The 26,047-nt window shown below is 72.4% G+C and carries 28 protein-coding genes; 11 read left to right on the top strand and 17 right to left on the bottom strand.

Annotated elements, in window-relative coordinates; genetic code table 11:
• Positions 1-5: 5 nt before the first annotated feature.
• A complete protein-coding gene (locus ASC54_RS02395) occupies positions 6-413 on the bottom strand; it encodes a PGPGW domain-containing protein (RefSeq protein ID WP_082514798.1) in 408 nt (135 codons plus the stop codon).
• A gap of 34 nt (positions 414-447) precedes the next feature.
• Entirely contained in the window at positions 448-2,151 is a 1,704-nt protein-coding gene (locus ASC54_RS02390) for a long-chain-fatty-acid--CoA ligase (protein WP_055896449.1), read from the bottom strand.
• 148 nt (positions 2,152-2,299) lie between these two features.
• On the opposite strand from ASC54_RS02390, the gene ASC54_RS02385 reads away from it, so the two are divergent.
• Positions 2,300-3,472: an AAA family ATPase gene (locus ASC54_RS02385; RefSeq protein ID WP_055896446.1), complete on the top strand. Its 1,173-nt coding sequence runs from the start codon at positions 2,300-2,302 to the stop codon at positions 3,470-3,472.
• Between the two features lie 7 nt (positions 3,473-3,479).
• On the opposite strand, the gene ASC54_RS02380 is transcribed toward ASC54_RS02385, so the two are convergent.
• The 7 genes from ASC54_RS02380 to ASC54_RS02350 all read right to left on the bottom strand — a co-directional run bounded on the left by ASC54_RS02380 (position 3,480) and on the right by ASC54_RS02350 (position 11,042).
• Entirely contained in the window at positions 3,480-4,553 is a 1,074-nt protein-coding gene (locus ASC54_RS02380; protein WP_055857838.1) for a low specificity L-threonine aldolase, read from the bottom strand.
• A 45-nt stretch (positions 4,554-4,598) separates the two neighbouring features.
• Positions 4,599-5,741 carry an ABC transporter permease gene (locus ASC54_RS02375; protein ID WP_055897879.1) on the bottom strand — a complete coding sequence of 381 codons (1,143 nt, stop codon included), beginning with the start codon at positions 5,739-5,741 and terminating at the stop codon, positions 4,599-4,601.
• Positions 5,741-6,622, bottom strand: a complete 882-nt coding sequence (locus ASC54_RS02370) for an ABC transporter ATP-binding protein (protein ID WP_055857840.1) — start codon at positions 6,620-6,622, stop codon at positions 5,741-5,743. Before ASC54_RS02370 ends, ASC54_RS02375 begins: the two co-directional genes overlap by 1 nt.
• A gap of 111 nt (positions 6,623-6,733) precedes the next feature.
• Positions 6,734-7,450 carry a response regulator transcription factor gene (locus tag ASC54_RS02365; protein ID WP_055857842.1) on the bottom strand — a complete coding sequence of 239 codons (717 nt, stop codon included), beginning with the start codon at positions 7,448-7,450 and terminating at the stop codon, positions 6,734-6,736.
• Complete coding sequence (locus ASC54_RS02360) at positions 7,447-8,763, bottom strand: sensor histidine kinase (protein WP_055859352.1); 1,317 nt, start codon at positions 8,761-8,763, stop codon at positions 7,447-7,449. Before ASC54_RS02360 ends, ASC54_RS02365 begins: the two co-directional genes overlap by 4 nt.
• 70 nt (positions 8,764-8,833) lie before the next feature.
• On the bottom strand, positions 8,834-9,505 hold the full coding sequence (locus tag ASC54_RS02355; protein WP_055857844.1) for an SDR family NAD(P)-dependent oxidoreductase: 672 nt from the start codon (positions 9,503-9,505) through the stop codon (positions 8,834-8,836).
• 37 nt (positions 9,506-9,542) lie between these two features.
• Positions 9,543-11,042, bottom strand: coding sequence for a DUF6421 family protein (locus tag ASC54_RS02350; protein ID WP_055896444.1), 1,500 nt, complete (start codon positions 11,040-11,042; stop codon positions 9,543-9,545).
• Positions 11,043-11,264: 222 nt separating this feature from the next.
• Here ASC54_RS02350 and ASC54_RS02345 point away from each other — a divergent pair, with 222 nt between their 5' ends.
• Positions 11,265-12,191, top strand: a complete 927-nt coding sequence (locus ASC54_RS02345; RefSeq protein WP_055896441.1) for an AEC family transporter — start codon at positions 11,265-11,267, stop codon at positions 12,189-12,191.
• 13 nt (positions 12,192-12,204) lie between these two features.
• On the opposite strand, the gene ASC54_RS02340 is transcribed toward ASC54_RS02345, so the two are convergent.
• Positions 12,205-12,840 carry a DedA family protein gene (locus tag ASC54_RS02340; RefSeq protein ID WP_055896440.1) on the bottom strand — a complete coding sequence of 212 codons (636 nt, stop codon included), beginning with the start codon at positions 12,838-12,840 and terminating at the stop codon, positions 12,205-12,207.
• Positions 12,841-12,886: 46 nt separating this feature from the next.
• Positions 12,887-13,723, bottom strand: a complete 837-nt coding sequence (locus tag ASC54_RS02335) for an exodeoxyribonuclease III (protein ID WP_055896436.1) — start codon at positions 13,721-13,723, stop codon at positions 12,887-12,889.
• Positions 13,724-13,807: 84 nt separating this feature from the next.
• Between ASC54_RS02335 and pyrE the strand changes: the two genes are divergently transcribed.
• The gene (pyrE, locus tag ASC54_RS02330; RefSeq protein WP_055896434.1) at positions 13,808-14,356 is read left to right on the top strand and encodes an orotate phosphoribosyltransferase; all 549 of its coding nucleotides are present in this window, start codon (positions 13,808-13,810) and stop codon (positions 14,354-14,356) included.
• Positions 14,357-14,368: 12 nt separating this feature from the next.
• Positions 14,369-15,145 (top strand): septum formation family protein, encoded by a 777-nt coding sequence (locus tag ASC54_RS02325; protein ID WP_055896433.1) that lies wholly within the window; start codon positions 14,369-14,371, stop codon positions 15,143-15,145.
• Positions 15,146-15,181: 36 nt separating this feature from the next.
• On the opposite strand, the gene ASC54_RS02320 is transcribed toward ASC54_RS02325, so the two are convergent.
• Both ASC54_RS02320 and ASC54_RS02315 read right to left on the bottom strand, forming a co-directional pair.
• Entirely contained in the window at positions 15,182-15,979 is a 798-nt protein-coding gene (locus ASC54_RS02320; protein WP_055857858.1) for an HAD-IIA family hydrolase, read from the bottom strand.
• Between the two features lie 59 nt (positions 15,980-16,038).
• Positions 16,039-16,929 carry a site-specific DNA-methyltransferase gene (locus ASC54_RS02315; RefSeq protein ID WP_055896431.1) on the bottom strand — a complete coding sequence of 297 codons (891 nt, stop codon included), beginning with the start codon at positions 16,927-16,929 and terminating at the stop codon, positions 16,039-16,041.
• A 51-nt stretch (positions 16,930-16,980) separates the two neighbouring features.
• Here ASC54_RS02315 and ASC54_RS02310 point away from each other — a divergent pair, with 51 nt between their 5' ends.
• Positions 16,981-17,637 (top strand): RNA methyltransferase, encoded by a 657-nt coding sequence (locus tag ASC54_RS02310; RefSeq protein WP_055896429.1) that lies wholly within the window; start codon positions 16,981-16,983, stop codon positions 17,635-17,637.
• 9 nt (positions 17,638-17,646) lie between these two features.
• The gene (locus ASC54_RS02305) at positions 17,647-18,015 is read left to right on the top strand and encodes a nuclear transport factor 2 family protein (protein ID WP_055896426.1); all 369 of its coding nucleotides are present in this window, start codon (positions 17,647-17,649) and stop codon (positions 18,013-18,015) included.
• A 115-nt stretch (positions 18,016-18,130) separates the two neighbouring features.
• On the opposite strand, the gene ASC54_RS02300 is transcribed toward ASC54_RS02305, so the two are convergent.
• Together ASC54_RS02300 and ASC54_RS02295 are read right to left on the bottom strand one after the other, a co-directional pair.
• Positions 18,131-18,592 carry a DUF3253 domain-containing protein gene (locus ASC54_RS02300; RefSeq protein WP_055896424.1) on the bottom strand — a complete coding sequence of 154 codons (462 nt, stop codon included), beginning with the start codon at positions 18,590-18,592 and terminating at the stop codon, positions 18,131-18,133.
• A 336-nt stretch (positions 18,593-18,928) separates the two neighbouring features.
• Entirely contained in the window at positions 18,929-20,308 is a 1,380-nt protein-coding gene (locus ASC54_RS02295) for an MFS transporter (RefSeq protein WP_162242483.1), read from the bottom strand.
• Between the two features lie 103 nt (positions 20,309-20,411).
• Between ASC54_RS02295 and ASC54_RS02290 the strand changes: the two genes are divergently transcribed.
• Entirely contained in the window at positions 20,412-21,038 is a 627-nt protein-coding gene (locus ASC54_RS02290; protein ID WP_055857864.1) for a TetR/AcrR family transcriptional regulator, read from the top strand.
• A gap of 59 nt (positions 21,039-21,097) precedes the next feature.
• Positions 21,098-22,384: an adenylosuccinate synthase gene (locus ASC54_RS02285; protein WP_055896419.1), complete on the top strand. Its 1,287-nt coding sequence runs from the start codon at positions 21,098-21,100 to the stop codon at positions 22,382-22,384.
• A gap of 12 nt (positions 22,385-22,396) precedes the next feature.
• Here ASC54_RS02285 and ASC54_RS02280 read toward each other — a convergent pair whose 3' ends face one another.
• Positions 22,397-23,194, bottom strand: a complete 798-nt coding sequence (locus ASC54_RS02280) for a glycosyltransferase family 2 protein (protein WP_055857868.1) — start codon at positions 23,192-23,194, stop codon at positions 22,397-22,399.
• A gap of 125 nt (positions 23,195-23,319) precedes the next feature.
• Here ASC54_RS02280 and ASC54_RS02275 point away from each other — a divergent pair, with 125 nt between their 5' ends.
• The gene (locus ASC54_RS02275) at positions 23,320-24,240 is read left to right on the top strand and encodes a hypothetical protein (RefSeq protein WP_055857870.1); all 921 of its coding nucleotides are present in this window, start codon (positions 23,320-23,322) and stop codon (positions 24,238-24,240) included.
• Between the two features lie 88 nt (positions 24,241-24,328).
• On the opposite strand, the gene ASC54_RS02270 is transcribed toward ASC54_RS02275, so the two are convergent.
• Complete coding sequence (locus ASC54_RS02270) at positions 24,329-24,772, bottom strand: four-helix bundle copper-binding protein (protein ID WP_082514795.1); 444 nt, start codon at positions 24,770-24,772, stop codon at positions 24,329-24,331.
• Between the two features lie 123 nt (positions 24,773-24,895).
• Between ASC54_RS02270 and ASC54_RS02265 the strand changes: the two genes are divergently transcribed.
• Positions 24,896-25,717, top strand: coding sequence for a hypothetical protein (locus ASC54_RS02265; protein ID WP_055896416.1), 822 nt, complete (start codon positions 24,896-24,898; stop codon positions 25,715-25,717).
• Positions 25,714-26,022, top strand: coding sequence for a hypothetical protein (locus ASC54_RS02260; RefSeq protein WP_156376697.1), 309 nt, complete (start codon positions 25,714-25,716; stop codon positions 26,020-26,022). The genes ASC54_RS02265 and ASC54_RS02260 overlap by 4 nt, the downstream gene beginning before the upstream one ends.
• The last annotated feature ends 25 nt before the right edge of the window (positions 26,023-26,047 follow it).

Raw genomic sequence — 26,047 nt, 5'->3', positions numbered from 1 at the left:
CCACGCTACGCCCGGGGCGGGGTCTCCGTCCGTCCGGCGTCCCGGAGGGGGTCCTGCGCGCGTCGCGCCTCGCGACGGGCGCGCGCCGCAGCCGCGGCCCTCTTCGCGATCGCCACGCCGTGCTGGTTGAGCTTCTTCGCCCGCGGGCTCTCGGTGCCGAGGATGGCGAGGCCCCCGAGCGCGATGAGGGCGCCCGGGCCGGGGAGCGGCATGAGCACGACGCCCAGGCCGACGGTCGTGCCGCCGACGACCTTCACGCCGGTGCGGTAGGCCGAGTCGAGGCGCGGGTTCCGACGGATCGCCTCGCGCGCGGCGCCCGCGGCCGAGCGCACCGGCCCCTGCCGCCGCGCATCGTCGGCCACCGTGTACGCGGCATCGCCGGGGCGCAGGATGCGCGGCTCGGGCTCGGTCATGCGCCCATCCTCCGCCGCCGCCCTTGGAGCCCGCTCACCGCACGAGCCTCCGCGTCAGCTCGTCGCGCACCTCGCGGCGCAGCACCTTGCCGATGAGCGACGTCGGAAGGGCATCCACCGCCTCGAATCGACGGGGCACCTTGTAGGCCGCGAGGCTGCGCTTGGCGTGGGCGCGCAGGGCCTCGGTGTCGAGGGTCGCGCCCTCGGCGAGCACGACGGCGGCGACGAGCTCCTCGCCGCCCTGGGGCGACGCGAGCCCGACGACCGCGGCGCTCTCGACGCTCGGGTGGGCGGCGAGCACCTGCTCGACCTCGCTCGGGGCGACGTTGAACCCGCCGGTGATGACGAGCTCCTTGATGCGGTCGACGATCGTGATGAAGCCGTCCGACGACACCGTCACGATGTCGCCCGTGCGCAGCCAGCCGCCCGGCAGGAGCGTCGCAGCGGTCTCGTCCGGCCGATTCCAGTAGCCCTGGAAGACCTGCGGGCCGCGCAGCAGCAGCTCGCCCTCTTCGCCGACGCCGCGGTCGACGGTCGGGTCCTCCGGGTCGACGACGCGGATGTCCGTGCTCGGGAACGGAACGCCCACCGTGCCCGGTCGCCGCGTCGGCCCCATCGGGTTGCCGACCGCGACGGGCGACGACTCGGTCATGCCGTAGCCCTCGACGAGCAGGCCGCCGGTCGCCGCCTCCCACTGCTCGACGATGCTCACCGGCAGGCTCATCGCCCCCGAGATCGCGAAGCGGATGCCGTCGAGGCTCACGCCCGCCTCCGCCGCACCGGTCGCGAGCCGCTGGTAGATCGGCGGCACGGCGGGCAGGAAGGTCGCGGGCGTCCGGCGCAGGGCAGCGAGCACGAGCTCGACCGTGAACTTCGGCAGCAGCACGAGCCGCGCGCCGATGCTCATCGCGAAGGTCAGGCACAGCGTCAGCCCGTACGCGTGGAACATCGGCAGGGCCGCGTACACGACCTCGGCGCCCTCGCTGAGCCCCGGCACCCAGGCGCGGCCCTGCGCGGCGTTCGCGCGCAGATTGCGGTGGCTGAGGATGGCGCCCTTCGGTCGCCCGGTGGTCCCGCTCGTGTACTGCAGGGCGGCGATGTCATCGAGAGCGGGGCGCGGATGCCCGGGCGCGAGCCGCGGGCCGCGCTCGAGCGCGGCCCAGGGCTCGACCCCCTCGGGCAGCGAGCCCGCGGTGAGCGCGGCCCGCGAGCTGCGCGCCCTCGCCACCGGCAGCCGGAGCATCGCCCGAGTCCCGAGCGGCATGGCGCGAGTCATGTCGACGCCGAAGATCGTCGAGACGCCGAGCTCGTCGGCGAAGCTGCGCACGGTCGCCGCCGTCGCATCCCAGACGATCGCGACGCGGGCGCCGTGATCCGCGAACTGGTGCTTCAGCTCTGCGGCGGTGTAGAGCGGGTTGTGCTCGACGACGATCGCGCCGAGGCGCAGAACGGCGTAGAACGCGATGACGTGCTGCGGGCAGTTGGGCAGGACGAGCGCGACGCGGTCGCCGGCCGTCACGCCGCGGTCGGCCAGGGCCCGCGCCACGCGATCGATGCGCTCGCCGAGCTCGGCGTAGGTCGTCTCCGCGCCGAAGAAGTCGAGCGCGACGCGAGAGCCGAAGCGACGCACCGACTCGTCCATCATGTCGACGAGCGACTGGGCGACGGGAGCGATGTCGTGCGGGACGCCGGGCGCGTACTGGTCGAGCCACGGGCGGCTCTCGAAGACGGAGGACATCTCCGCATTCTGGTCGTTCGACTCGGGTGCGCGCTATTGATGCACCAGCGTTCGGCGCTTCCATCGGGAGCAACAAGGACCTTCTGGTCTTTCGACACATATCTGCAGCAATATAAGAAAAAACATAGACATTGCTATATTCAGTTAGATGGAATCTGCGCTCAATCCCTTCTCTCCCGGTTCCGGCTTGCGCCCGCCTGCTCTCGTCGGAAGGCAAGCGGAAATCGACGCATTCGATCTGCTCGTAGCGCGGACCAGGGGACAACGACCCAGTCGGGGTCTCGTGCTCCACGGCCTTCGAGGAGTAGGCAAGACCGTGTTGCTGAACTCTTTTCGAGATCAGGCTGAACGAGCGGACTGGTTCATTGTCGAAATTGAAGGACGAACAGAAGCGAGCGGCCGGGAGGCGGTGAGGCAGCGGCTCGCGCGTTCACTGGTGCTGTCGGCACGAAAGCTGCAGCGGGGGAAGCTAGTATCCGGAGCGGTGTCGTCTGCGCTGGGCACTGTCAAGTCATTTGGGATCTCCCTCGCCGGCCCCACACTGCAATTCGACGTCCCCGCAGCAACTGGGAGAGCTGACTCCGGGCGTCTCGATGTCGATCTCGAAGAGCTCGTCGAAGATCTCGCCCCTGCTCTGAGCAAGGCGGCGAGCGCCTTCGCGATCTTCGTCGACGAAATGCAGGACCTCGATCCAGAGCTGCTCTCTGCGCTTCTCGCCGTTCAGCATCGCGCTGGGCAACGGGGCTGGCCGTTCTACGTCATCGGGGCGGGGCTGCCATCGCTTCCCGCGACACTGAGTGCGAGCAAGTCGTACGCCGAGCGGCTGTACAACTATCGCGCGATCGCGGCGCTCGACGAGGAAGCGTCCATCGCCGCACTGTCCCGACCGGCGGAAGAGAGAGGAGTGCGCTTCGATCAGCAAGCGCTCTCGATGATTGTGTCTGCGGCCGGGGGCTATCCGTACTTTTTGCAGACATACGGGCAGGCAGTGTGGGATATCGCTAGTGACCGTCTCATTACCGAGGCCGATGCTGCCGACGCGATCGTTGCCGGCACCGCCGAGCTGGACATGGGCTTCTTCCCGGCGCGATGGGAACGCGCGACGCGGTCGGAGCGTGACTATCTGCGAGCGATGAGCGAGAGCGGAGATGCGCCGGTCCGGAGCGCTGTCGTCGCCGAGCGGATGGGAGTTCCCCCGTCTCGGCTCAGTCCATCCCGTCAGAGCTTGATCGAGAAGGGCATCATCTACTCTCCCGATCGCGGGCTGGTGGCGTTCACCGTTCCGCACATGGCTCAGTTCGTACTGCGCCAGCGCGAATAGTGAGCCGCTAGCGCGTGAGCTCCTCGCGCACGACCGCGAGGAAGCGGTCGATGTCGTCCTCGGTCGTGTCGAAGGCGCACATCCAGCGCACCTCGCCGCGCGCGCGATCCCAGTCGTAGAACCGGACGCGCTCCCGGATCCGGTCGGCCACGGCGTTGTCGAGCACCGCGAACACGGCATTCGCCTCGGTCGCCTGGCTGAAGCCGAGCGAGTCGGCGGGCACCGAGCCGTCGGCGAGCATCCGCTCGAGGCCCGCCCGGAGGCGCGCGGCCATCGCGTTCGCGTGCGCGGCCGAGCGGATGCCCAGCCCGCCCTCGAACAGCGTGATCAGCTGGGCGGAGAGGAAGCGCATCTTGCTCGCGAGCTGCATGTTCATCTTGCGCAGGTAGGTGAGCCCGTCCACGCGCGCGGGGTCGAGCACGACGATCGCCTCGGCGCCGAGGAGCCCGTTCTTGGTGCCGCCGAGCGAGAGGATGTCGACGCCTGCGTCGGCGGTGAAGGCGCGCAGGGAGGTGCCGAGTGCGGCCGCCGCGTTCCAGACCCGCGCGCCGTCGAGGTGCAGGGCCATGCCGTGCTCGTGGGCGTGGTCGGCGAGCGCGCGCACCTCGTCGGGCGTGTAGAGCGTGCCGAGCTCGGTCGTGTTGGTGATGCTCACGGCGAGCGGCTGGGCGCGGTGCTCGTCGCCCCAGCCGAACGCCTCCGTCGCGACGAGCTCGGGGGTGAGCCTGCCGTCGGGGGTCGGCACGGTGAAGAGCTTGAGCCCGCTCACGCGCTCGGGCGCGCCGCCCTCGTCGGTGTGGATGTGGGCGGTGCCGCTCGCGATCACGGCGCCCCAGCGGGGCATGAGGGCGGTGAGCGCGAGCACGTTCGCGCCCGTGCCGTTGAAGACGGGGAAGACCTCGGCCTGCTCGCCGAACTCCTGCCGCACGACGTCGGCGAGGCGCTCGGTGTACTGGTCCTCCCCGTACGAGATCTGGTGGCCCTCGTTCGCGTCGGCGATCGCCTGCAGCACCTCGGGGTGGACGCCCGCGTAGTTGTCGCTCGCGAAGCCTCGGTAGGTCGTGTCGTGGAGTCGGGTCACGTGCTCATTCTTCCAGGCGGATGCCCGGCGCACGGTCGCCGCCGATCAGCCGCGCAGCGCCTCCGCGAGTCGCACCCGCGCTCCCGTGCGCAGGAGCGAGTTGCGGTACATCCGCGCCCCCAGCTGCACGATGACCACCGCGGTGGCCGCGAGGAGCACGAGTGCCACGAGGGGCTCCCACCACTGGGCCTGCTCGAGGAAGATGCGGACGGGCATCCCTACCGGCGACGAGAACGGCACGTAGGACATGACCGTCAGCACCGCCTCGTTGTCGTTGAAGAAGATGATGAGGAAGTACGGCAGCATCACGAGCCAGGTGACGGGCTGGATGACCGTGCCCACGTCCTCCAAGCGCGAGACGAGCGCCGCCGAGGCCGCGAACATCGCCGCGAGCAGCACGAAGCCGATCGCGAAGAAGCCGAGGAACCAGACCGCGGCGGGGCCGAGGTCGGCGAGCAGGACGTCCTGACCGGTGAGCATGAGCGACAGCCCCGCGGCGACCGCGATGAGCAGGATCTGCCCGAGCGCGAGCACCGAGCTGCCGATGACCTTGCCGGCGAGGAGCGCCTTCGCGGGGACGGCCGTCAGCAGGATCTCGACGATGCGCGTCTGCTTCTCCTCCACGACGCTCTGGGCGACGGTGCCGCCGAACGTGATCGCGGCCGTGAAGAAGATGATGCCGAAGGCGAACGCCACGATGAAGCCGATGCCCTGGTCGACCGGTGACGGGTCGAGCAGGCGGACGTCCGGCGCGATGGAGAGCGCCTGAACGAGCGCTCCCGGAGCGTCGGAGAGCGCGATGACCTCGAACGCCGGGGCCCCGGGCTCCGCGTCCTGGAGCGGGACGACCGCCGCCTCGACGTCGCCGTCGCGAACGAGCCGCTCGGCCGCCTCCGCGCTCGTCGAACTCTCGATCTCGAGGCCGGGGGCGTAGTCGAGGAGCTCGGCCGCGGCACCCACCGCGGCGACCCTGGTGTCGCCGAGGGAGGATGAGAATAGGTGCGAGCCCACGATTCCCGCGACGACGAACAGCAGGAGGATCGCCGTGGAGATGAGGAACGACTTCGAGCGCACGCGGGAGGTGATCTCGCGACCGGCGATGAGGGCGACGGATGCGCGGAGGCTCGGTGCGGCGAGCGCGTCGCCCGGGCGGCGGGCGCCCGATGCGGTGGAGGAGGAGAACGACATCACTGCACGACCTCTCGGAAGATCTCGGTCAGGGTGGGGCGGCGCGGGGCGAACCGCTCGACGGCGCCGCGCTCGGAGGCGAGGCGCAGCACCGACTGCGCCGCAGCGGGGTCGGCCTCGAACAGCACGTAGTCGCCGTCGAACTCGATGACGGCGACCTCCGGGAGGGAGCGCACCCACCCGGCGTCGTCGCCGACCTGAAGCTCCCACTGCCGGCCGGCGCCGCGAGAGCGCAGCTCGTCGCGCGTGCCCGCCGCGCGGATGCGCCCCTCGGAGATCACGACGACGTCGTCGCACAGCCGCTCGACGAGGTCGAGCTGGTGGCTCGAGAACAGCACAGGCACGCCGCGCGCGGCGCGCTCGGCGAGCACTCCGAGCACGGTCTCGACCGCCATCGGGTCGAGGCCCGAGAACGGCTCGTCGAGCACGAGGACGCTGGGGTCGTGCACGAGAGCCGCGGCGATCTGCGCGCGCTGCTGGTTGCCGAGCGAGAGCTTCTCGATGGGCTCGTCGCGTCGCTCCGAGAGCTCGAGGCGATCGATGAGGTCGTCGGCCGCGTCGCTCGCATCCGCGTTGCGCATGCCGCGCAGCCGGGCGAGGTAGACGAGCTGCTCGTGGACGCGCATCTTCGGGTACAGGCCGCGCTCCTCGGGCATGTAGCCGAAGCCGCGGCGGTCGTCGGCGGTGATCGGCCGGCCGTCGACGAGCACCTCGCCGGCGTCGGCATCGAGCACGCCGAGCAGGATCCGCATGGTCGTCGTCTTGCCGGCGCCGTTGCCGCCGACGAAGCCGGTGAGTCGGCCGGCGCCGACGCCGAAGGTCACGTCGTCGAGCACGGTGCGGTCGCCGAAGCGCTTGGTCGCGCCTCTGATCTCGAGCATGGATGCCCCTTCCGTCGTCGTTCACACTACGAAGTCGAGCGATCCGCGGCATCCGCCGCGAGGCGGGTCCGCCGGCGGTGCGCGTCATCCCCGCGGGGGAGGGAGCGCCGGTCAGCCGTCGCCGCCGGGGACGGCGACGCCGTTCTCGTACGCGAAGACGACCGCGTGCACGCGGTCGCGCAGCTCGAGCTTCAGCAGGATCTTCGACACGTGGGTCTTCACGGTCGCCTCGCCGAGCCACAGCGCGGCGGCGATCTCGGCATTGCTGAGCCCGCGAGCGAGCAGCCCGAGGACCTCGGTCTCGCGCTCGGTGAGCTCGGAGAGCCGCGGGTCGGCTGGCCGCTCGACAGCGAGCCCGTCGGCCGCGCCCGCCGCGCGCTCGATGACCCGCCGCGTCACGTCGGCGGCGAGCAGCGCGTCGCCCGCGGCGATCACCTGCACGGCCTCGACGAGCTTCTCGGGGCTCGCGGTCTTGAGCAGGAACCCGCTCGCGCCCGCCTCGAGCGCCGCGAACAGGTAGTCGTCGCGATCGAACGTCGTGAGGACCAGCACGCCGGGGTGCGCCGCCGACCCCGCCGGGGCATCCGCCTCGAGGGCGCGGATGCGCCGGGTCGCCTCGAGGCCGTCGACGCCCGGCATCTGCACGTCCATGCAGATGACATCGGGCCGCAGCTCGCGCGCGAGCGCGACCGCCTCGGCACCGTCGCGCGCCTCGCCGACGACCTCGATGCCGGGTTCGGACTGGAGGATCACGCGGAAGCCCGCGCGCACGAGGTCCTGATCGTCGACGAGGAGGACGCGGATCGCGGCCGGTGGCGTCGGGCTCACGGCGCGGCCTCGGCGACGACGAGCGGCACGCGGGCCCGCACGAGGTAGCCGCCGCGGCTGCGCGCGCCAGCCTCGAGCGAGCCGCCGACGGCCGCCACCCGCTCGCGCATGCCGAGCTGGCCGAGACCGCCCGGCGCACCCGTGGGGCTCGGCGCAGTCGGGGCGCGGCGCTCGCCGATTCCCGTGTCGGCGACCTCGAGCTCGACCGCGTCGTCGGAGTACCGCACCCGCACCTCGATCGTGGCGCTCGCGCCCGCGTGCTTGAGGCTGTTCGTCACGGCCTCCTGCGCCACGCGGTAGAGGGTCGTGTCGACGAGCGGCGAGAGGTGCCGGGGCTCGCCGATCGACTGGAAGCGCGCGGTGCGGCCCGCCGCCCGGACGTCCTCCGCGAGCGATTCGAGGTGGGCGACGCCGCGCGTGCTCGGGCCGTCGCCGGGCTCGCCCGCGGGTCCGTCCGCCCCGCGGAGCGTCGAGACCAGCCGGTGCAGCTCGTCGACGGCGTCACGCGCCGACTGCTCGATCGCACCGAGGGCGGTCGTCGCGAGCTCCTCCGCGTCGGGGCCGCCCGCGCCGAGCGCGCGTCGCGCGGCCCCCGCCTGGATGCCCATGACCGAGACGTGGTGCGCGACGACGTCGTGCAGCTCGCGCGCGATGCGGACGCGGTCGAGGGCGACGGCCTGCGATGCGGTGAGTTCTCGCTCGCGGGCGAGCTCGTCGGTGCGGGCCCGCAGCACGGCTCGCTCGCGCGCGGCCTCCCACGCGCGGTCGCCGAACGCCCACGCCCCCGCGAAGTACAGAACGTTCGTGATGAGCGTGATGAGGCCGAACGCGACGCCCGGCGCGACGAGCCCGACACCCGAGTCCTCGGGGACGAGGCTCGTGTCGAACGCGGCCTGCGTGACGCTCCAGAACAGCCAGATGAACATCGCGATGACGATGATGATGCGGCTGATGCGCGCCGCACGCCGATTGCGCCCCCACGCGCCGATCGAGTACATCGCCGAGAAGAGCGCGATGTTGCTGAACAGCACCTCGGGCACCTCGTTGAGGATCCCGAGGAAGTACACGAGCGAGATCACGATCGTGACGGTGATCGGATGCGTGCGCCGCCAGACGAGCGGGCCCGACACCCCGAGCACCATGAGGGCCGCGTGCCACGGCACGGGCGGCTCGTCGAAGAAGCCGGCCGAGGCGTACAGGACGATCGCGAACGTGGCCCCGATCGCGATCGTGACCGCGAGCAGGCCGTCGGCGCGCATGCCGTCGCGACCGGGGCCCGGGCGCATCCAGTGCCCGTCGGCGTCGAGTTCCATGGCGCTCACGTCAGCACCGTAGTCGGGTCGAGCACCGCTCGGCATCCGTCGCGCGACGGATCCCGGCCGTCTACTCGACGGCCGCGTCGTCGCCGAGCGTTGCGACGACGCCGTTGAGCTTTTCGTGCGGGAGGTCCCACAGCGCGGCGACCGACTGCGCGAGCGCGTCGACGACGCCCTCGCCGTCGAGCGACTCGACGACGAACGTGACGGCGGCCGTCGGGGTGCCCTTCACGCGCCAGCCGTTCGCGAGCGCCTGCACCCACGTCTCGGCGGCCGTCTTGAGGGTGACGTAGTTCACCATGCCCCAGCGGGGTGCGGCGACGGATGCGCTGCTCACGATCGCGAGACGCCCCGCGCTCGACGCGCTGAGGTCGTCGCGCAGCTCGCGCGAGGTCACCCGCAAGGTCGTCAGCACGCGCCTCTCGAGCCACTCCCAGTCCGCGTCGGAGGCCCCGGCCCGCCACCCGCCGACGAGGTGGATGAGGCCGTCGATGGAGGGGCGCCGGGTGCGGAGCGCCGCCGCCCACTCGGCCACGGCATCCGCGTCGGAGAGATCGAGAGCGTGCGTCTCGGCGGCCGCGATCTCCTCGATCGTGTCGGGGCGCGAGCTCACGGCGACGACGTAGGCGCCCGCCGCGGTGAGCGCGGCGCAGACCTCGCGGCCCGCGGCGCCGCCCGCTCCGGCGACGACGACCGTGCGGTCGTGGGCGGCGGCGGTGTCGGCGGCGGGGTCGGTCATGCCGTCGAGGCTAGCCGCCCCGCTCATGCCGCCTCGCTCATGCCGCGTCGGTCGCGGCGGCGTCGGTCGCCCCGGTGATGCCCGCGGTCGACTCGATGACGAGGGCCATCTTCTTCTGCAGGGCCTCGAAGAACATCGACAGCGGGAACTCGTCGTCCATCACGAGGTCGGTCCAGCCCTTGAGCGGGCCCTCGAGCACCGCGCGCGGGAGCCCGGCCGCCCACTGCGAGGCGGGGTGCGGCGTGAGGGTCGACGAGACGAGCTCGTAGGCGGCGAGCCAGTGCGCGCCCTTGGGGCGGTCGATCGAGGACCAGTAGAGCTCGTTGATCGCGTCGCTCAGGGCGACGACGACGTCGGGCACGGCGTCCCAGTCGATCGCGAGCTGCGTGTCCGTCCAGTGCAGCACGCCCTTCTGGTGCATCCAGGCGAACAGCAGCTGGCCGCCGACGCCGTCGTAGTTGCGGGTGCGGGTGCCCGTGATCGAGAAGCGGAAGATGCGATCGAAGATGACCGCGTACTGCACCAGCTGGGCGTGCTCGCGCGTGACGGCATCCGTCGCATCGTCGCGCCGCAGGCGCACGGCCTCGCGGAAGGCGGTGAGGTCGCAGCGCAGCTCCTCGAGCGTGTAGAGGAAGAACGGCATGCGCTGCTTGATCATGAACGGGTCGAAGGGCAGGTCGCCGCGCATGTGGGCGCGGTCGTGGATCATGTCCCACATCACGAAGGTGCGCTCGGTGAGCTCCTGGTCGTCGAGCATGCGCCTCGCGCCCTCGGGCAGGTCGAGCTTCGTGATCTCGGCGGCGGCGCGGACGACGCGGCGGTAGCGCGCGGCCTCGCGGTCGGCGAAGATCGCGCCCCACGTGAAGACCGGAAGCTGCGCGGGCGTGCCCTCGGGGGCTCCGGCCGGCACGCGCGGCGTGACGGCGACCGACTCGGGGAAGAGCACGGCCGAGTTCGTGTCGTAGCCGGGGGTGAAGTCGGCGAAACGCAGGCCGAGGTACAGCGCGTTGCCGTACTCGCCGGCCTCGAGCTCGGCGATGAAGTCGGGCCAGATGACCTCGAACACGACGGCCTCGACGAGGCGGTCGGTCGAGCCGTTCTGCGTGTACATCGGGAAGACCACGAGGTGCGCGACGCCGTCGCGGCGCTGATCGGCCGGCCGGAACGCGTCGAGCGCGTCGTAGAAGTCGGGAACCGCGAAGCCGCCGTCGCGCCAGGCCTCGAAGTCGCGGGCGGCCGCGAGGAGGTAGTCGGTGTCGTACGGGATGCGCGGGGCGAAGTGCCGCAGCGACTCGACGATGACGCCGACGTGGTGGGCCGCCTCGGCGTGCACCGACTCGTCGGGGATCGAGCCGTCCTTCACCTGGTGCGGGCGGATCGCCTCGGCGGCGGCCTTGAGAGCCGCCCACTGCGGGTCGGCGACGATCTCGGCGGCGATGTGGGCGGGCCCGTCGATCACGGCGGTCGCGGGTCGGGCGTCCTCGACGACCTCGGGCTCTCCGATGACGGGCGCGACGGTGCGTGCGGTGTCGGTCATGAGTCCTCCTTCGGTCGGTCGCGGGGGCACCCTGGAGAGTCGCCGGGAAGCGGGGCGGGATGCCCTTCGAGCGTATGCGGAATTCCTTCGGTTTTGATTGCGCCCGGCGCACGAAAACGTCACGGGCCGGCCATCGGAAGCAGCATGGTTGCGAATGGAGACAGTGGACGGCGCGGATCGCGCGCGCGCGGGCGCTCGTCGGGCATCCGGGAGACTGGATGCATGGTCGGAGTGCTCACGGGGTTCGCGATCATCGGGGCGATCGTGGCTGTCGGCTGGCTCACCGGGCGCCTCGGCGTGCTCGGCCCCGACGCGGCGACCGTGCTGGGGCGGGCGGCGTTCTTCGTGTTCACTCCCGCGCTGCTGTTCACCGTGCTCGCCGACGCCGACGTCGAGCAGCTGTTCTCGCGGCTCCTGATCGTCTCGGCCGCGGCCGCGGCGATCTGCCTGCTGGGGTTCGCGCTCGTGGCGCGGCTGGTCTGGCGGCGAGGGGCGGCGGAATCCACGATCGGCGCGCTCGCGTCGAGCTACACCAACGCCAACAACATCGGTCTGCCGCTCGCGGCGTACGTACTGGGGGATCCCTCGCTGTCGGCGCCGGTCATCCTGCTGCAGCTCATCGTCATCGCCCCGATCGCGCTGACGATCCTCGACGTCTCGACGAGCGGGCGCGTGTCCGTCGGGCGGATCCTGTCGCAGCCCGTGCGCAACCCGCTCATCATCGGCTCGGCGCTCGGACTGCTTCTCGCCGTGACGGATGTCGAGCTGCCCGGCCCCGTCATGGAGCCCTTCCGGCTCCTGGGAGGGGCGGCCGTGCCCGTCGTGCTCTTCGTGCTCGGCCTCTCGCTGACGGGCGAGCGCATCCTCGCCGCGGGGACGGGCCGGAGGGACGTCCTCCTCGCGACGACTCTCAAGATCGTCGTGATGCCCATCGCCGCCTGGCTGATCGGCGCGTTCGTCCTCCGGCTCGACGGAGCCGACCTCTTCACCGTCGTGACCCTCGCGGCCCTCCCGGCCGGTCAGAACGTCTTCCAGTACGCGCAGCGCTTCGACCGGGCGACGGTCGTGGCGCGCGACGCCGTGCTCATCACGACGGCGCTCTCCGTGCCCGCGCTCGTCGTCGTCGCGGCGCTGCTCGCCCCGCGCTGACGGGGGCGGGGCGTCAGATGTCGGCGGAGGGGTCGCCGGCCTGGTGCGCGCGGCGCTGGCGACGGATGCGCAGCACGATGACGACCGTGAGCGCGAGCACCGCGATCACGAGGATGAGGCGGGAGTACTGCGCCATGAACGCCTCGACGACCGTCCAGTTCTCGCCGAGGACGAAGCCCAGGATGATGAAGAGCGAGTTCCAGATGCCCGAGCCGATGAGGGTCAGCAGCAGGAAGAGCCCGAGGTGCATGCGCTCGACCCCGGCAGGGATCGACACGAGGCTGCGCACGATCGGCACGAAGCGACCGGTGAGCACGGCGACCTTGTCGTGCTTTCCGAACCAGATCATCGACTTGTCGACGTCGTCCGCGCTCATGAGCGGCACCTTGTCGGCCCAGCGCCGCAGGCGAGCGACGCCCACGAACCGCCCCAGGTAGTAGAGGCCCAGGGCGCCGATGAGCGAGCCGGCCGTCGTGGCGATGATCGCGCCGACGAGCGAGAACGACCCGCGGCTGGCGGTGAAGCCCGCGAGCGGAAGGATGATCTCGCTCGGGATCGGCGGGAACAGGCTCTCGATCGCCACGAGGAGCCCGGCGCCGACGACGCCGAGCGACTCCATGATGGCGATGGCCCAGTCGTCGATTCCCATGGGGCCCGAGCCTACCGGGGCCGCTTCGTGCGACTCCGCGCCCCTGTCAGAAGATCATCGGGCGGTCGTCGTCGTCCTCGTCGCTCGCGAGCTCGACGAGCACGGGGACATGATCGCTCGGGGCGTCGCCCTTGCGCTGCTCGCGCTCGATCCGGGCATCCACCACCCGATCGGCGAAGCCCGGGGTGCCGAGGATGAAGTCGATGCGCATTCCCTCGTTCCGCGGGAACCGCAGCTGCTTGTAGTCCCAGAAGGTGAAGCCCTCCGGCTGGATGGGCCGCACGACGTCGGTGAGCCCGATCGCCTCGAAGTGGGCGAAGGCCACGCGCTCGCGCGGCGAGATGTGGGTCGAGACGCCCGGGACGAAGCTCGGGTCACCCATGTCGGCGTCCGTCGGCGCGACGTTGAAGTCGCCCGTGAGCGCCATCGGCGCGCCGGGGTTCGCCGCCATCCACGCCTGCGCGTCGTCGGCGAGCGCGGCGAGCCAGCGCAGCTTGTAGTCGTAGTGCGGGTCGTCGAGGCCGCGGCCGTTGGGAACGTAGAGGCTCCAGACGCGGACCCCGTCGATCGTCGCGCCGAGCGCTCGGGCCTCGAGCGGGGCATCCAGCCCCTCATGGCCCTTCGCGAAGCCGGGCTGCCCGCGGAAGCCGACCTCGACGTCGGTGATCGGCAGGCGGCTCGCGATCGCGACGCCGTTCCACTGGTTGAGGCCCCACGTCACCACCTCGTAGCCGGCGGCCTCGAAGCCATCGCGCGGGAACTGCTCGTCCTTGCACTTGATCTCCTGCATCGCCAGCACGTCGATGTCGGCGTTCACGAGCCAGTCGACGACGCGGCCGTGACGGGTGCGGATCGAGTTGACGTTCCAGGTGGCGATGCGCATGGGGCAAGCGTATTCGGCGTCGCTGACCGGCCGGGGCGGATGCTCGGCCACGGTCGATCGGATGCGCTCGGTAGGCTGGCGGGCGTGACCGACGCGCGCGAGCAGCTCATCCAGTACATCCGCGACGAGGCCGTCTTCCACGGCGACTTCACGCTCACGAGCGGCAAGAAGGCCAGCTACTACATCGACCTGCGCAAGGTCAGCCTCGACCACCGCGTCGCCCCGCTCATCGGCCGCGTCATGGTCGACCTCATCGCGGACATCCCCGACATCGCCGCCGTCGGCGGGCTCACGATGGGCGCCGACCCGATCGCCTCGGCCGTGCTGCACCAGGGCGCCGCTCTCGGGAGGACTTACGACGCCTTCGTCGTGCGCAAGGAGCCCAAGGACCACGGGCGCGGCAAGCAGGTCGAGGGCCCCGACCTCGAGGGCAAGCGCGTGATCGTGCTGGAGGACACCTCCACGACGGGGGGCTCGCCGCTCACCGCCGCTCGCGCTCTGGAGAAGGTCGGCGCGATCGTCATCGCCGTCGCGGTCGTCGTCGACCGCGCGACCGGCGCGCAGCAGATCATCGAGGATGCGGGCTACGAGTACCGCGCCGCGATCGGGCTCGCCGACCTCGGGCTGGCGTAGGCCCCACCCGCCATGGGCGCGCGCGACGACGACCTCGAGACGCAGGCGCTCGACTCCGTCGACGTGCCGACCGAGGCGATCGACGCTGTCGACGTGCCGACGGAGGCGCTCGCCGTCGCCGATGAGCCCGACCCGCGCACGCAGGCGCTCGCCGCGGAGGCCGGAGCCGCGATCGAGAGCCGCCGCGCGCGGGCGCGCGCCGAAGCGCCGCGCCGGCCGGGCATCCTCGTCATCGTCGCGGGGGCGCTCGCGGCCGTGCTCGCGCTCATCGGGCTCTTCCTGCTCGGCACGCGCATCGCCGAATGGGGGGCCGCGCCCGCCGCCGAGTCGACCCCCGAGCCGACCGTCGTCACGCCCACCCCCACGCCGACCCCGACGCCGACGCCCGTCGCGCGACCCACGGCGCCCGCCGCGCCGGGCGTGCACGAGTGGACGGCGCTCTTCGGCGGCGAGTGCCTCGCCGAGTACGTCGACCCGTGGCAGCTCGAGTTCACGGTCATCGACTGCGCCGAGCCGCACCCCGCGCAGCTGACCTACCGCGGGCCGCTGTCGACCGACGCCGCCGCCGCGTACCCGGGAGAGGAGGCGATCGCGTCGCAGGTCCCCGTCATCTGCGGAGCGCCGACAGGCCTCGACCTCGCGACCGCGGGCGCGTACGCCGACCTGCAGGTGCAGGCCGCCTACCCGGTCTCGGCCGAGGCGTGGGAGGCCGGGGAGCGCGACTACTTCTGCTTCGTCACGCGCTCCTCCGGCGAGTCGATCACCGGGTCGGTCGCGCCGACCGGCTGAGCCGGGCGCGTGCAGCCGACCGGCGAGAGCGACCGGCTACAGCTCGGCCTCGACCGGCTCGGGGTTCACGAGCTCGTGCACGCCCTCGAGGATCTCGCTCGGTCGGAACGGGTACCGCGCGATCTCGCGCTCGTCGGCGATGCCGGTCATGACGAGCACCGTGTGCAGGCCCGCCTCGATGCCGGCGATGATGTCGGTGTCCATGCGGTCGCCGATCATGCCCGTGTTCTCGCTGTGGGCGCCGATGCGGTTCATCGCCGAGCGGAACATCATCGGGTTCGGCTTGCCGACCACGTAGGGGGTGCGGCCCGTCGCCTTCGTGATGAGCGCCGAGATCGCGCCCGTCGCCGGCAGCGGGCCGTCGGCGCTCGGGCCGGTCGCGTCGGGGTTCGTGGCGATGAAGCGCGCGCCGCCGTTGATGAGGCGGATCGCCTTCGTGATCGCCTCGAACGAGTAGTTGCGGGTCTCGCCGACGACGACGTAGTCGGGGTTCGTCTCGGTCATGATGAAGCCCGCCTCGTGAAGGGCCGTCGTGATGCCGGCCTCGCCGATGACGAACGCGCTGCCGCCGGGCATCTGGCTCTTGCAGAAGTCGGCCGTGGCGAGAGCGCTCGTCCAGATCGCCTCCTCCGGCACGTCGATGCCGCTCGCGCGCAGGCGGGCCGCGAGGTCGCGCGGGGTGAAGATCGAGTTGTTCGTGAGCACCAGGAAGGGGGTGCCGGCGTCGCGCCACTGCTGGATGAGCGCCGCGGCGCCCGGCAGCGCGGTGTTCTCGTGGACGAGCACGCCGTCCATGTCGGTGAGCCAGCACTCGATCTCTCGTCGGTCTCGCATGCGCTCAAGCCTAGTCAGCGGGGGTGACCCCGTCAGGGGGCGGATGCCCCGGCCGCGATTCAGAGGCGCGTCGCCGTGAGCGCGAGGCGGCGCTCGATCACGGCCACGGCATCCGCGCCCGAATCGATGCTGACGCTGCGGCGCCCGAGGGCGCGCGCGGCGGCCGCGGTCGTGCCGCTGCCGGCGAAGGGGTCGAGCACCCAGTCGCCCGGCGCGGTCGACGCCTGGATCATGCGGCGCAGGATGCCGACGGGCTTCTGCGTCGGGTAGCCGGTCTTCTCGCGGCTCGTCGTGCCGACGATCGTGTGCCACCAGACGTCGGTCGGCAGCTTGCCGCGCGCGGCCTTCTCGGGCGTCACGAGCCCCGGAGCCATGTACGGCTCGCGGTCGACCTCGGTCGAGTCGAAGAGGTACCGCTCCGGGTCCTTCACGTAGACGAGGATCGTGTCGTGCTTCGTCGGCCAGCGGCTGCGGCTCTTCGCCCCGTAGTCGTAGGCCCAGATGATCTCGTTGAGGAAGCAGTCGCGGCCGAACAGGGCGTCGAGCGCGACCTTCGCGTAGTGCGCCTCGCGGTAGTCGAGGTGCAGGTAGAGGGTTCCGCGGTCGTCGAGCAGGCGGTGGGACTCCTGCAGTCGGGGTGCGAGGAAGGCCCAGTAGTCGGCGAAGCGGTCGTCGTAGCTCGAGAGCGCCTCGACGGTGCGGATGTAGGACTCGCCGCCGAAGCCCTGCCAGGCGGTCGGGGTCTGCGTGCTCTCGTCTTCGGCGGCGGATGCGCGGCTGTGGCTCGTCGTGCGGCGCAGCTGCGCGCGGCCCGTGTTGAAGGGCGGGTCGAGGTAGGCCATGCGCATGCTCGAGTCGGGCATCCGTCGCATCGCGGTGAGGTTGTCGGCGTGGATGAGGAGGTCGGGGGAATCGGGGGCCCACAGCGGGGTCGGCTGCGGGCTCGGCATGGGGCGAGGTTAACAGCAGGCGGGCGCCGTACCGCGCTCTAGCCTGGAGCCGTGACCGACCCCGAGCCGCACCCCGAGCGCACGACGCACGGCGTCGGCCCGCACCCCGAGCCGTGGCCGACCGGCCCCGAGTTCGACCTCGAGCTGCTGCGCGACGGCGACACCCGCAACGTCATCGACCGCTACCGCTACTGGAGCATGGAGGCGATCGTCGCCGACCTCGACGCCCGCCGGCACCCGTTCCACGTCGCGATCGAGAACTGGCAGCACGACATGAACATCGGCTCGATCGTGCGGAGCGCCAACGCGTTCCTCGCCGCGGAGGTGCACATCGTCGGCCGCCGGCGCTGGAACAAGCGGGGCGCGATGGTCACCGACCGCTACCAGCACGTGACCCACCACGGGACGATCGCCGACCTCGTGGCGTTCGCCCGGGCATCCTCTCTGCCGATCGTCGCGGTCGACAATGTGGCCGGTTCGGTGCCGGTGGATGCCGCGCCCCTGCCGCGCGAATGCCTGCTGCTGTTCGGGCAGGAGGGCCCCGGCCTCTCGGACGAGGCGCTCGCCGCGGCCGACAGGGTCGTCGAGATCCGGCAGTTCGGCTCGACGCGGTCGATCAACGCGAGCGCCGCCGCCGCGGTCGTCATGCACGAGTGGGTGCGGGTGCACGCGGCGGGTGGCGAGCATCAGGGTCGCCTCGAGCCGTAGCCTGTCGGCATGACCGCGATCACCGACGATCTGCCCGCCCAGCTCATCCACCAGGAGCACGAGGGGTGGGATGCGGTCTGCCGCGGTGACGGCGGAACCTTCTACCACCACGCGATGACCCCCGACGGCGTGCTCATCGTCGAGGACGGCATCATCGAGCGCGACGCCGCGATCGCCGCCCTCGAGGGGCAGACGTGGGATTCGTACACGATGAGCGAGCACCGCATCGTCCGCCTCGGCGAGCGCGCCGCGGTGCTCGTGTACCGGGTGATCGCGCACCGCGCCAGCCAGGTGCTCGAGCGGCGGATGGCGACGACCTACACGTACGTCGAGGGCCGCTGGCGGGTGGCGGCGCACCAGCAGACGCGGATCCGGTAGGGCGCGGTGCGCCCCGTCGTCCTGATCGCCGTCGTCGCGGTGGTGGTCATCGCCTTCGTGGTGCTGCTCCAGGCTGGAGTGCTCGGGAACGTCGCCACGCCCTGAGCGCGCTCCCTCAGCGGGCGCGGCGCACGCGGATCGGGCCCTTCGCCGTCGACGGGTCGACGACCCGGCCGCCCTGCGTGATCTCGACCTCGCCCGCCGCGACGAGGCGTCGAGCGGCGCGGCGCGCGGGCTCCATCAGCGCGCGCCACGCGTCGTCGCTCGCGTCACCCTGCGCGGCGGCGACCGCTCGCGCCGCCTCGCTCGGGCAGATCGTCGCGGTCGCGGCGCGCCCGCCCAGCAGGCGGCGGATGGTCTCCTCGAGCGCGCGATCGAGCGGCCGCACCTTCCTGGCCCGGCAGGCGTCGCTGCAGTAGGCCACGTCGTCCCAGTTCCTCGCCCACGCGGCGCGCCACTCCATGCGGCGCCCGCACGAGCGGCACGTCTTGGCGGCGCGCTCGGCGGCGGAGGTGCTCGGCTGGAGGGAGGTGCCGCGCTCGCGCTCGGAGCTGCGCGGCTGGCGCTGTCGGCCCATGCCCGCCATTCTGCGGGGCGTCGCCGAGCGTGCGCCGAGCATCCTCTGCCGCTTGGTTCCTGCTGCCGGCAGCCCTGGAGGACCCGCGCGGCGATCCCGGGAGGCGGGTGTGCGCAACTCAGGAAGCCGATGCGGCACGCCGGTGGCCGTGCGCGGATTCGCAGGCCGCACGAGAGCCGCGGTCGGTGGCCAGGGGCGACGTTCCTGAGTTGCGCATGTCCGCCCGGCGCGCAGGGCCCGGCTCAGGGGTCGCTGCCGGCCGAGAGGCGCCGCCGCTCAGCGACCGCCGCTGCTCAGCGGGCGCGACGGCGCGTAGTGCGCAGCCACCGCCGCGGCTCAGCGGGCGCGACGCGTGCGCGCGAGCAACAGCCCGACCGCGGCGATGACCGCCACGGCGACCGCGGTGCCGCCGAAGAGCAGCAGGGCTCCGCCGCTCTCGTAGGCGAGGCCCGAGACGGCGGCCGCGATCGTCGCCGCTCCGAGGCCGATGCCGCGCAGCAGTCCCTGCGCCGAGCCCGCACGGGCCGGGTCGACCGCGTGCGCCATGGCGGCGGCCGCTCCGATGAAGGCGAGCGCCTGACCCGTCGACTCGACGAAGCCCATGCCGGTCGCGATGAACGGGTTCGCGACGAAACCGTAGAGCGTGACGATCGGCAGCAGGATGAGCATGCCGCGCGCGTACGCCGAGACGCCGCCGCGGCGGTCGGCGAGGCGCCCGGCCCACCCGGCGACGAGCACGTAGGGCACGGCGAAGAGCGCGTAGCTGAGCGCGGTGAGCACGGGGTCGGCGCCGATGTCGGCCATGAAGCGCGGCCACACGCCGTCGTACGCTCCGGTCGGGATCATGACCGCCGCGTAGAGCAGCACGATGCCGACGATGCGCGGCGAGCGCAGCAGGTCGAGGCTCGTCCGCGGAGCGCTCGACCCGAACCGCAGCGACCGGTCGGCGTCGGTGCCGTCGAAGCCGAGAACGCCCGCGGCGATGCCACCGGTGCGCGGGTGCGGGTCGTCGCCGATCGACTCGTCGCCGTCGCCGTCGCCGCGGGTCGCGTCGCCGCCGGCGCCGGTCCCCGTGCGCGGATGCCCGTGGCCGCCGCGCGCGCGGCCCCCGGCCGTCGAGGCGCTCGCCTCGCGGAACCCGACCAGCACCGGCACGAGGGCGACGAGCACGACGACGGCCGATACGGCGAGGATCGCCGACGGCCCGGCGAAGGTCAGCGCGAGCCCCGAGGCGAGCGGCCCGACGGCGATGCCCGCGAGCTCGGCGGCCCCGAGGCGGCCGAGCAGCTCGCCGCTGCGCCGGTGGTCGTGGCGGACGATGAGGGCGCTCGCGGCGATGACGAAGATGCCGAACCCGAAGCCGCCGACCGCGCGGCCGACGATGAGCTGCCAGCCCTCGGTGGCGGCGGCGCTGAGCCCGAGCGACCCAGCGACGAGAGCCACGCCGATGACGGCCATGAGGCGTGCGTGGCCGCGGTCGGCGGCGGGCGCGACGAGCAGCTCGGCGATGAGCGCGGCGGCGAACCCGGCGGCGGCGAGGTAGCCGACCTCGGCGGTGCTCACTCCGAGCGAGCCCTGCAGCGACGGGATGAGCGGGAAGATCACGAACGAGGCCGACGACAGCAGCACCATCGCGGCGACGACGCTCGGCACGAGGCGCCGTGCGCGACGGTCGGGTGCGCCGCCGGCATCATCGCCCGCGCTCGCTCCGGTCATCGCCCGCTCCATGGTCGTCATTCTCCCGCTCCAAAATTGTCCAACTGGACAACAACGCTAGCACGCCTTATCCGCGCGGACAACGAGCGCCTATGCTCGAGCCGTGGCCGAACGGAAGAGCTCCGAGGAGCGTCGCGAGCAGATCATCGGCGCGACCCTGCGACTGGTCGCGCGCAAGGGCTTCGCGAGCGTGACGCTGCGCGACGTCGCGGCGGAGGTCGGCATCGTGCACGGCCTGATCCGCCACTACTTCGCCAGCCGGGACGAGCTCGTCGCGGCGGCCTTCGACCACGCCGTGACCGCCGAGCTCGCGAGCGACGAGGCCATGCTCGCGGGCCTCGACCCGATCGCCGCGCTCGCCGCGTGGTTCTCCACGACCCCGGAGGACCACTACCTCGTCTGGATCGACGCGTGGAGCGAGGCCCCGCGCAACCCCGCCCTCGCCGCCGCCGTGCTGCGTCACCACAGCGATTGCGAGCGGATCCTCGCCGACGTGATCCGGCGCGCGGTCGCCGCGGGAGCCGCATCCAGCCTCGACGTCGACGCCGACTCGCGCATGCTCACGGCGCTCGCCGACGGCATGGCCGTGCAGCACCACGCGATGGGCATGGTGGATGCCGCGGCCGCCGATGAGATCGTCTTCGCCGCCGTCGAGGCTCGCCTCGCGATCGCGCCCGGCACCCTCGCGGCGGCGGACCGCGCGCCCGCGCGCGGCCAGTGGCTCGGCTGAGCCGCGCGGCACCCCGATAGGCTGGGGTGCAATCCCATTCCGATCCGAAGGGACCCCCTATGCCAGCCGCCGTCATCATCGGCGCCCAGTGGGGCGACGAGGGCAAGGGCAAGGCGACCGACCTCCTCGCCGGCCGCATCGACTACGTCGTCAAGTTCAACGGCGGCAACAACGCCGGGCACACGGTCGTCATCGGCGTCGAGAAGTACGCCCTGCACCTGCTGCCGAGCGGCATTCTCACCCCGGGCGTGACGCCCGTCATCTCCAACGGCGTCGTCATCGACATCGAGGTGCTCTTCGAGGAGCTCGAGGCGCTCAGCGCGCGCGGCGTCGACGTGTCGAAGCTGCGCATCAGCGCCAACGCGCACGTGATCACGCACTACCACCGCACGCTCGACAAGGTCACCGAGCGCTTCCTCGGCAAGCGCCAGATCGGTACGACCGGCCGCGGCATCGGCCCGACGTACGCCGACAAGATCAACCGCGTGGGAATCCGCATGCAGGATCTCTTCGACGAGAACATCCTGCGGCAGAAGGTCGAGGGCGCGCTCGACCAGAAGAACCACCTGCTCGTGAAGGTCTACAACCGCCGCGCGATCACGGTCGACGAGATCGTCAGCGACCTGCTGTCGTACGCCGACCGGCTGCGACCCATGGTCGTCGATACGGCTCTCGAGCTGCACCAGGCGCTCGAGCGCGGCGAGACCGTGCTCTTCGAGGGCGGTCAGGCCACGATGCTCGACGTCGATCACGGCACCTACCCCTTCGTCACGTCCTCGAGCGCGACGAGCGGCGGCGCCGCGACAGGCTCGGGCATCGCGCCCAACCGCATCGACCGCGTCATCGGAATCGTCAAGGCGTACACGACCCGCGTCGGCGCCGGCCCGTTCCCGACCGAGCTGTTCGACGAGTGGGGCGAGTTCCTCCGCGCCAACGGCCACGAGTTCGGCACGACGACGGGCCGCCCGCGCCGCTGCGGCTGGTACGACGCCCCGATCGCCCGCTACTCGGCGCGCATCAACGGCGTGACCGACTACGTGATGACGAAGCTCGACGTGCTCACCGGCCTCGAGACGATCCCGGTCTGCGTCGCCTACGACGTCGACGGCGTGCGGGTCGACGAGGTGCCGGTGTCGCAGAGCGACTTCCACCACGCGACGCCGATCTACGAGGAGTTCCCCGGCTGGTCGGAGGACATCTCGGGCGCGCGCACGTTCGAGGACCTCCCGAAGAACGCGCAGGACTACGTGCTCGCGATCGAGGCGATGAGCGGCGCGCGCATCTCCGCGATCGGAGTGGGCCCCGGCCGCGATGCGATCATCGCGCGGCACGACCTGCTCGACTGAGCCGGTCGCGACTCAGGCGACGCGCGACGCCGCACTCAGGGCCGCGCGCCGCCGCACCGAGCGCTGAGCGCGCAGGCGGCGCACGTGCCGCCCGAGCGGGTGCTCCTGCGGCCAGTGCCGCGCGAGCGTGTACATGCCGCGCCAGCCGCGGCGCAGCATCGACGGCACGTGCTCGAGCGGGCGCGCCGAGACGGGGAGCGTGAGCCGGTCGTCGAAGAGCACGATCGCGTCCGGGCCGAGGTGCACGCTGAGATCCATGTCGTCGTGCACGTCGGCGTCGTGCCGGCAGACCTCGTCGCCGACGCGCTCCCACACCGAGCGCCGCAGCGCCATCGCCGACCCGAACACGGGCAGGTTCGCGAGCGCCCAGCGCACGAGCACGAAGTACGGCCCGAGGTAGAGGCGCGACCGCACGGGCTGCGACTCGCCCTCGTCCGTCTCGAGCAGACCGCTGCCGGTGAGCGCGTCCGCCTCCGGATGCTCGGCGAACAGCCGCTGCACCGTGGCGACCCACTCCGGCCCGGGCCGACTGTCGGAATCGAGGCGCGCGATGATGTCGCCGACCGCGGCGTCGTACCCGGTCGCGCTCGCGATGGGGATGCCCACCTGGAGCTGCTCGACGACGCGAGCCCCGTGACGCCGAGCGACGGCCGCGCTCTCATCGGTGCTGCCGTTGTCGACGACCACGATCTCGAGCGGCGGAGACGTCTGCACCGCGAGAGCGCGCAGGCACCGCTCGAGGTAGCCGGCGTCGTCGCGCACCGGGATCACGACCGAGACGGTGGGCTCCGCGCGGGCGGGCTCGGTCATCCAGGGGTCCTTCCGATCGGGGGCGCAGAGGTCGACTGCTCCGCGCGCACACCCGACCTCATCGAAGCGTCGCACGCCTGTCAATCCCCTGTTCGCCATTCTTGCGCGCACCTACCGTCGCTACTATGACCACCCGCATCGCCCCCGCCGCGCGCTCGACGCGCGCCCCCATGGCCATCCCCACTCCTCGCGGCCCCGTGAGCGCCGCGGTCGTCGCCGTCGTCACCGGCCCGATCGACCTTCCCCCGATCGTCTCGTCGTTGGATGCTCAGGTCGAGCGCGCCGTCATCAACAGCCGCGACATCCTGACCGACGACGACCTGCAGCTCGCGCTCCTCTTCCTCCACGCGCTCGGCGACGGCGGCATCGTCGGCGTCGACCCGCGCTGGGCCGACGACGGCATCCTCGCCGACGTGCGCCGGACTCTCGAGTCGGCGCTCGAGGAGGCCCTGCGCGACCGGTTGTCGCGCGCGCCGATCGTGGCCGACGGCACCGACCGCCTCGCCGCCTTCCTCGCCGCAGAGGCGACGACCGCCGAGCTCGACGAGTTCCTCGCCATCGCCGCCGTCTCGGCGACGTGCGAGTCGATGCCCGAGCTCGCCACCGCCCTCGAGGGCGCGGGGCTCGACTGCTCGCCCGGGCACTACGTCGACGCCGTCGACGTCCGGGTGATCACGGCGCGCACGACGGCGACGATGCTCGCCGCCACGGCCCTGCGCGGGCGCTCCGCGGTCGCCGCCCAGCTGCCTCCGCTCGCGGGCTGCATCGTCGCCGCGGCCGGGCGCCTCGGCGTCGAGCTGGCCGTGGACGACGCCGCCGCCCCCGTGCGCACCGACGCCCGTCGGTTCGCCCGCGACGCGCGTCGACTCGTCGACCACCTGGCCGCCGCCCACACCCTCGACGCGTGGATGCACGCCGAGAGCGCCCTGCGCCCGTGCGAGCTCATCGAGCAGGACGGCGTGCTGAGCGCGGCCGCCCTGGCGCTGCGCGATGTCGACGTCCCCGCCGACGGCCGCGGAGCCCGCGAGCTCGAGAACGCTCACTGACACCGGCTCCCCGGCGCGAGCGGCGCGGACTCCCGAGCTGTCGGGGTCCGCGCCGCTCGTCGTGAGGGCGAGATGCCTCGTCGCCGCGTCAGCGGCCGATGACGGCGAGCAGCGCCTCGCAGGCCTTCTCGCAGCGGCGGCACGCCTCGGCGCACAGCGTGCAGTGCTCGTGGTGGCCGGCGTGCTGCTCGCACTCCTCGGCGCACGAGCGGCAGGCCTCGATGCACGCCCGCAGCTGGGCGCGCATGATCGACGAGTGCTCCTCGGGCGCGCCGGCCACGGCCTGCGTCGTGGCCGCGCAGATCGCGGCGCACAGCAGGTCGACGCGCACGCACTCGAGCATCGCGGTCGGGTCCTCCTCGCTCAGGCACGCGTCGGCGCACACCGTGCACGCGGTCGCGCAGTCGGCGAGAGCCTGCAGCGCCTCGGCGTACGCGCGGCCCTCCGCGCCGGAACGGGGGTGGCTGAGCGCGATGCGCTCGATGAGGGTCGACGCGGTCGACGGGTCGGGGGATGCGGCGTGATCAGTCATGCGCGGAACCGTAACCCCGAGCATCCGTCGCCCCCACCCCGTTGCCGGAGCCGGGATCCGCAGGTACGGTGACCCCCGTTCGCGGGAACGCGAGCGCCTCGCCCCGAGGCGTACCATGCGGCCATGGGGAATCGGGGACTCACTGCGCTCGCCGCCGGCATCGCCGCGGCCGTGCTCGTCATCGGAGGGATCGGGACGGCGGCGTACGCGTCGGACGTCCGTACGACCGTCGAGACGGCGCTCTCATCGCTCGGAGTGCAGGCGAGCGAGGAGCTCGTCGACGACCTGGTCGAGGATGACGCGCTCGATGACGCCCTCGAGGACGACGGAGTCACGGACGGTGACGACGCCGAGGGCGACGCCGCCGACGGCGACGACGCCGAGGGCGACGAGGCCGAGGGCGGCGACGCCGAGTCGACCGATGAGGAGCTCGAGGAGTCCTTCCTCGCCTGGAACGAGCGCGCCGAGCTCTGGCGCACGGCCTTCGCCGAGGTCAAGACCGAGTTCGACGCCTGCCGCGCCGAGGCCGAGGGCGGCAAGGGCGACTGCGCCGTCGCGTTCTCCGGGCGCCTGCAGGTCGCGTTCGCCGAGACGCTCGTGGAGTTCCTCGAGTCGCAGAGCGCGGCCATCGCCGCCCTCCCCGAGGAGGACCGCGCCGCCGCGCAGGAGGAGCTCGACCGACGTCTCTCGAAGGCGATCGACAAGCTCGACCGCACGCAGGCGCGCGTCGCGGACCGCGACGCCGCCCGCCTCGAGCGCGCCATGACGAAGCTCGGCGCCGACGAGGAGTCGACCGACGCGGACGCCGAGTCGCCGTCCGACACCGGCAGCGCCGGCAAGCCCGGGAAGCCGGAGAAGCCCGGCAAGCCGGACAAGGTCGGTGGCTCGGGCAACAGCGGCGGGGGCGGCAAGCCCGACCACGCCGGCAAGCCCGGCGGGAAGTGATGCGGGCGAGGGCATCCCTCGCCGCATCGATGGCGCTGCTCGCCGCGATCGCGCTCGCGGGCTGCGCGGGTGAGGCCGAGGCCGCTCCGAGCCCGCACCCAACGCTCGTGCGCGAGCTGCCGAGCGACCTGAGCGCGCGCGGCGTCCTGCTGGCCGCGGTGCTGCTGAGCGAGGGCGACGTCGAACGGGCCGTCGCCGACGGGCTCGTGACGCCGGCGGAGGTCGACGAGGCGATCCGCGCGATCGAGCGCGAGGAGCTCGACGTCTGGGCGCAGCGCGCCGAGACCGAGATCGCCGAGGACTGAGGCCCCCGACGGAGCGCCGCCTCGG

It is taken from the genome of Yonghaparkia sp. Root332, from assembly GCF_001425665.1.
Lineage (GTDB): Bacteria > Actinomycetota > Actinomycetes > Actinomycetales > Microbacteriaceae > Microcella.
This window is presented reverse-complemented; position numbering and strand designations above follow the sequence as displayed.

Coding starts and splice junctions, on each gene's coding strand:
- ASC54_RS02275 (WP_055857870.1), top strand. CDS start 23,320: ATGACCACCCGCATCGCCCCCGCCGCGCGCTCGACGCGCGCCCCCATG.
- ASC54_RS02350 (WP_055896444.1), bottom strand. CDS start 11,042: ATGACCGACACCGCACGCACCGTCGCGCCCGTCATCGGAGAGCCCGAG.
- ASC54_RS02265 (WP_055896416.1), top strand. CDS start 24,896: ATGGGGAATCGGGGACTCACTGCGCTCGCCGCCGGCATCGCCGCGGCC.
- ASC54_RS02270 (WP_082514795.1), bottom strand. CDS start 24,772: ATGACTGATCACGCCGCATCCCCCGACCCGTCGACCGCGTCGACCCTC.
- ASC54_RS02280 (WP_055857868.1), bottom strand. CDS start 23,194: ATGACCGAGCCCGCCCGCGCGGAGCCCACCGTCTCGGTCGTGATCCCG.
- ASC54_RS02295 (WP_162242483.1), bottom strand. CDS start 20,308: ATGACCGGAGCGAGCGCGGGCGATGATGCCGGCGGCGCACCCGACCGT.
- ASC54_RS02395 (WP_082514798.1), bottom strand. CDS start 413: ATGACCGAGCCCGAGCCGCGCATCCTGCGCCCCGGCGATGCCGCGTAC.
- ASC54_RS02335 (WP_055896436.1), bottom strand. CDS start 13,723: ATGCGCATCGCCACCTGGAACGTCAACTCGATCCGCACCCGTCACGGC.
- ASC54_RS02385 (WP_055896446.1), top strand. CDS start 2,300: ATGGAATCTGCGCTCAATCCCTTCTCTCCCGGTTCCGGCTTGCGCCCG.
- ASC54_RS02355 (WP_055857844.1), bottom strand. CDS start 9,505: ATGACCGACCCCGCCGCCGACACCGCCGCCGCCCACGACCGCACGGTC.
- ASC54_RS02375 (WP_055897879.1), bottom strand. CDS start 5,741: ATGTCGTTCTCCTCCTCCACCGCATCGGGCGCCCGCCGCCCGGGCGAC.
- ASC54_RS02285 (WP_055896419.1), top strand. CDS start 21,098: ATGCCAGCCGCCGTCATCATCGGCGCCCAGTGGGGCGACGAGGGCAAG.
- ASC54_RS02360 (WP_055859352.1), bottom strand. CDS start 8,763: ATGGAACTCGACGCCGACGGGCACTGGATGCGCCCGGGCCCCGGTCGC.
- ASC54_RS02325 (WP_055896433.1), top strand. CDS start 14,369: ATGGGCGCGCGCGACGACGACCTCGAGACGCAGGCGCTCGACTCCGTC.
- ASC54_RS02305 (WP_055896426.1), top strand. CDS start 17,647: ATGACCGCGATCACCGACGATCTGCCCGCCCAGCTCATCCACCAGGAG.
- ASC54_RS02340 (WP_055896440.1), bottom strand. CDS start 12,840: ATGGGAATCGACGACTGGGCCATCGCCATCATGGAGTCGCTCGGCGTC.
- ASC54_RS02320 (WP_055857858.1), bottom strand. CDS start 15,979: ATGCGAGACCGACGAGAGATCGAGTGCTGGCTCACCGACATGGACGGC.
- ASC54_RS02390 (WP_055896449.1), bottom strand. CDS start 2,151: ATGTCCTCCGTCTTCGAGAGCCGCCCGTGGCTCGACCAGTACGCGCCC.
- ASC54_RS02370 (WP_055857840.1), bottom strand. CDS start 6,622: ATGCTCGAGATCAGAGGCGCGACCAAGCGCTTCGGCGACCGCACCGTG.
- ASC54_RS02315 (WP_055896431.1), bottom strand. CDS start 16,929: ATGCCGAGCCCGCAGCCGACCCCGCTGTGGGCCCCCGATTCCCCCGAC.
- ASC54_RS02345 (WP_055896441.1), top strand. CDS start 11,265: ATGGTCGGAGTGCTCACGGGGTTCGCGATCATCGGGGCGATCGTGGCT.
- ASC54_RS02300 (WP_055896424.1), bottom strand. CDS start 18,592: ATGGGCCGACAGCGCCAGCCGCGCAGCTCCGAGCGCGAGCGCGGCACC.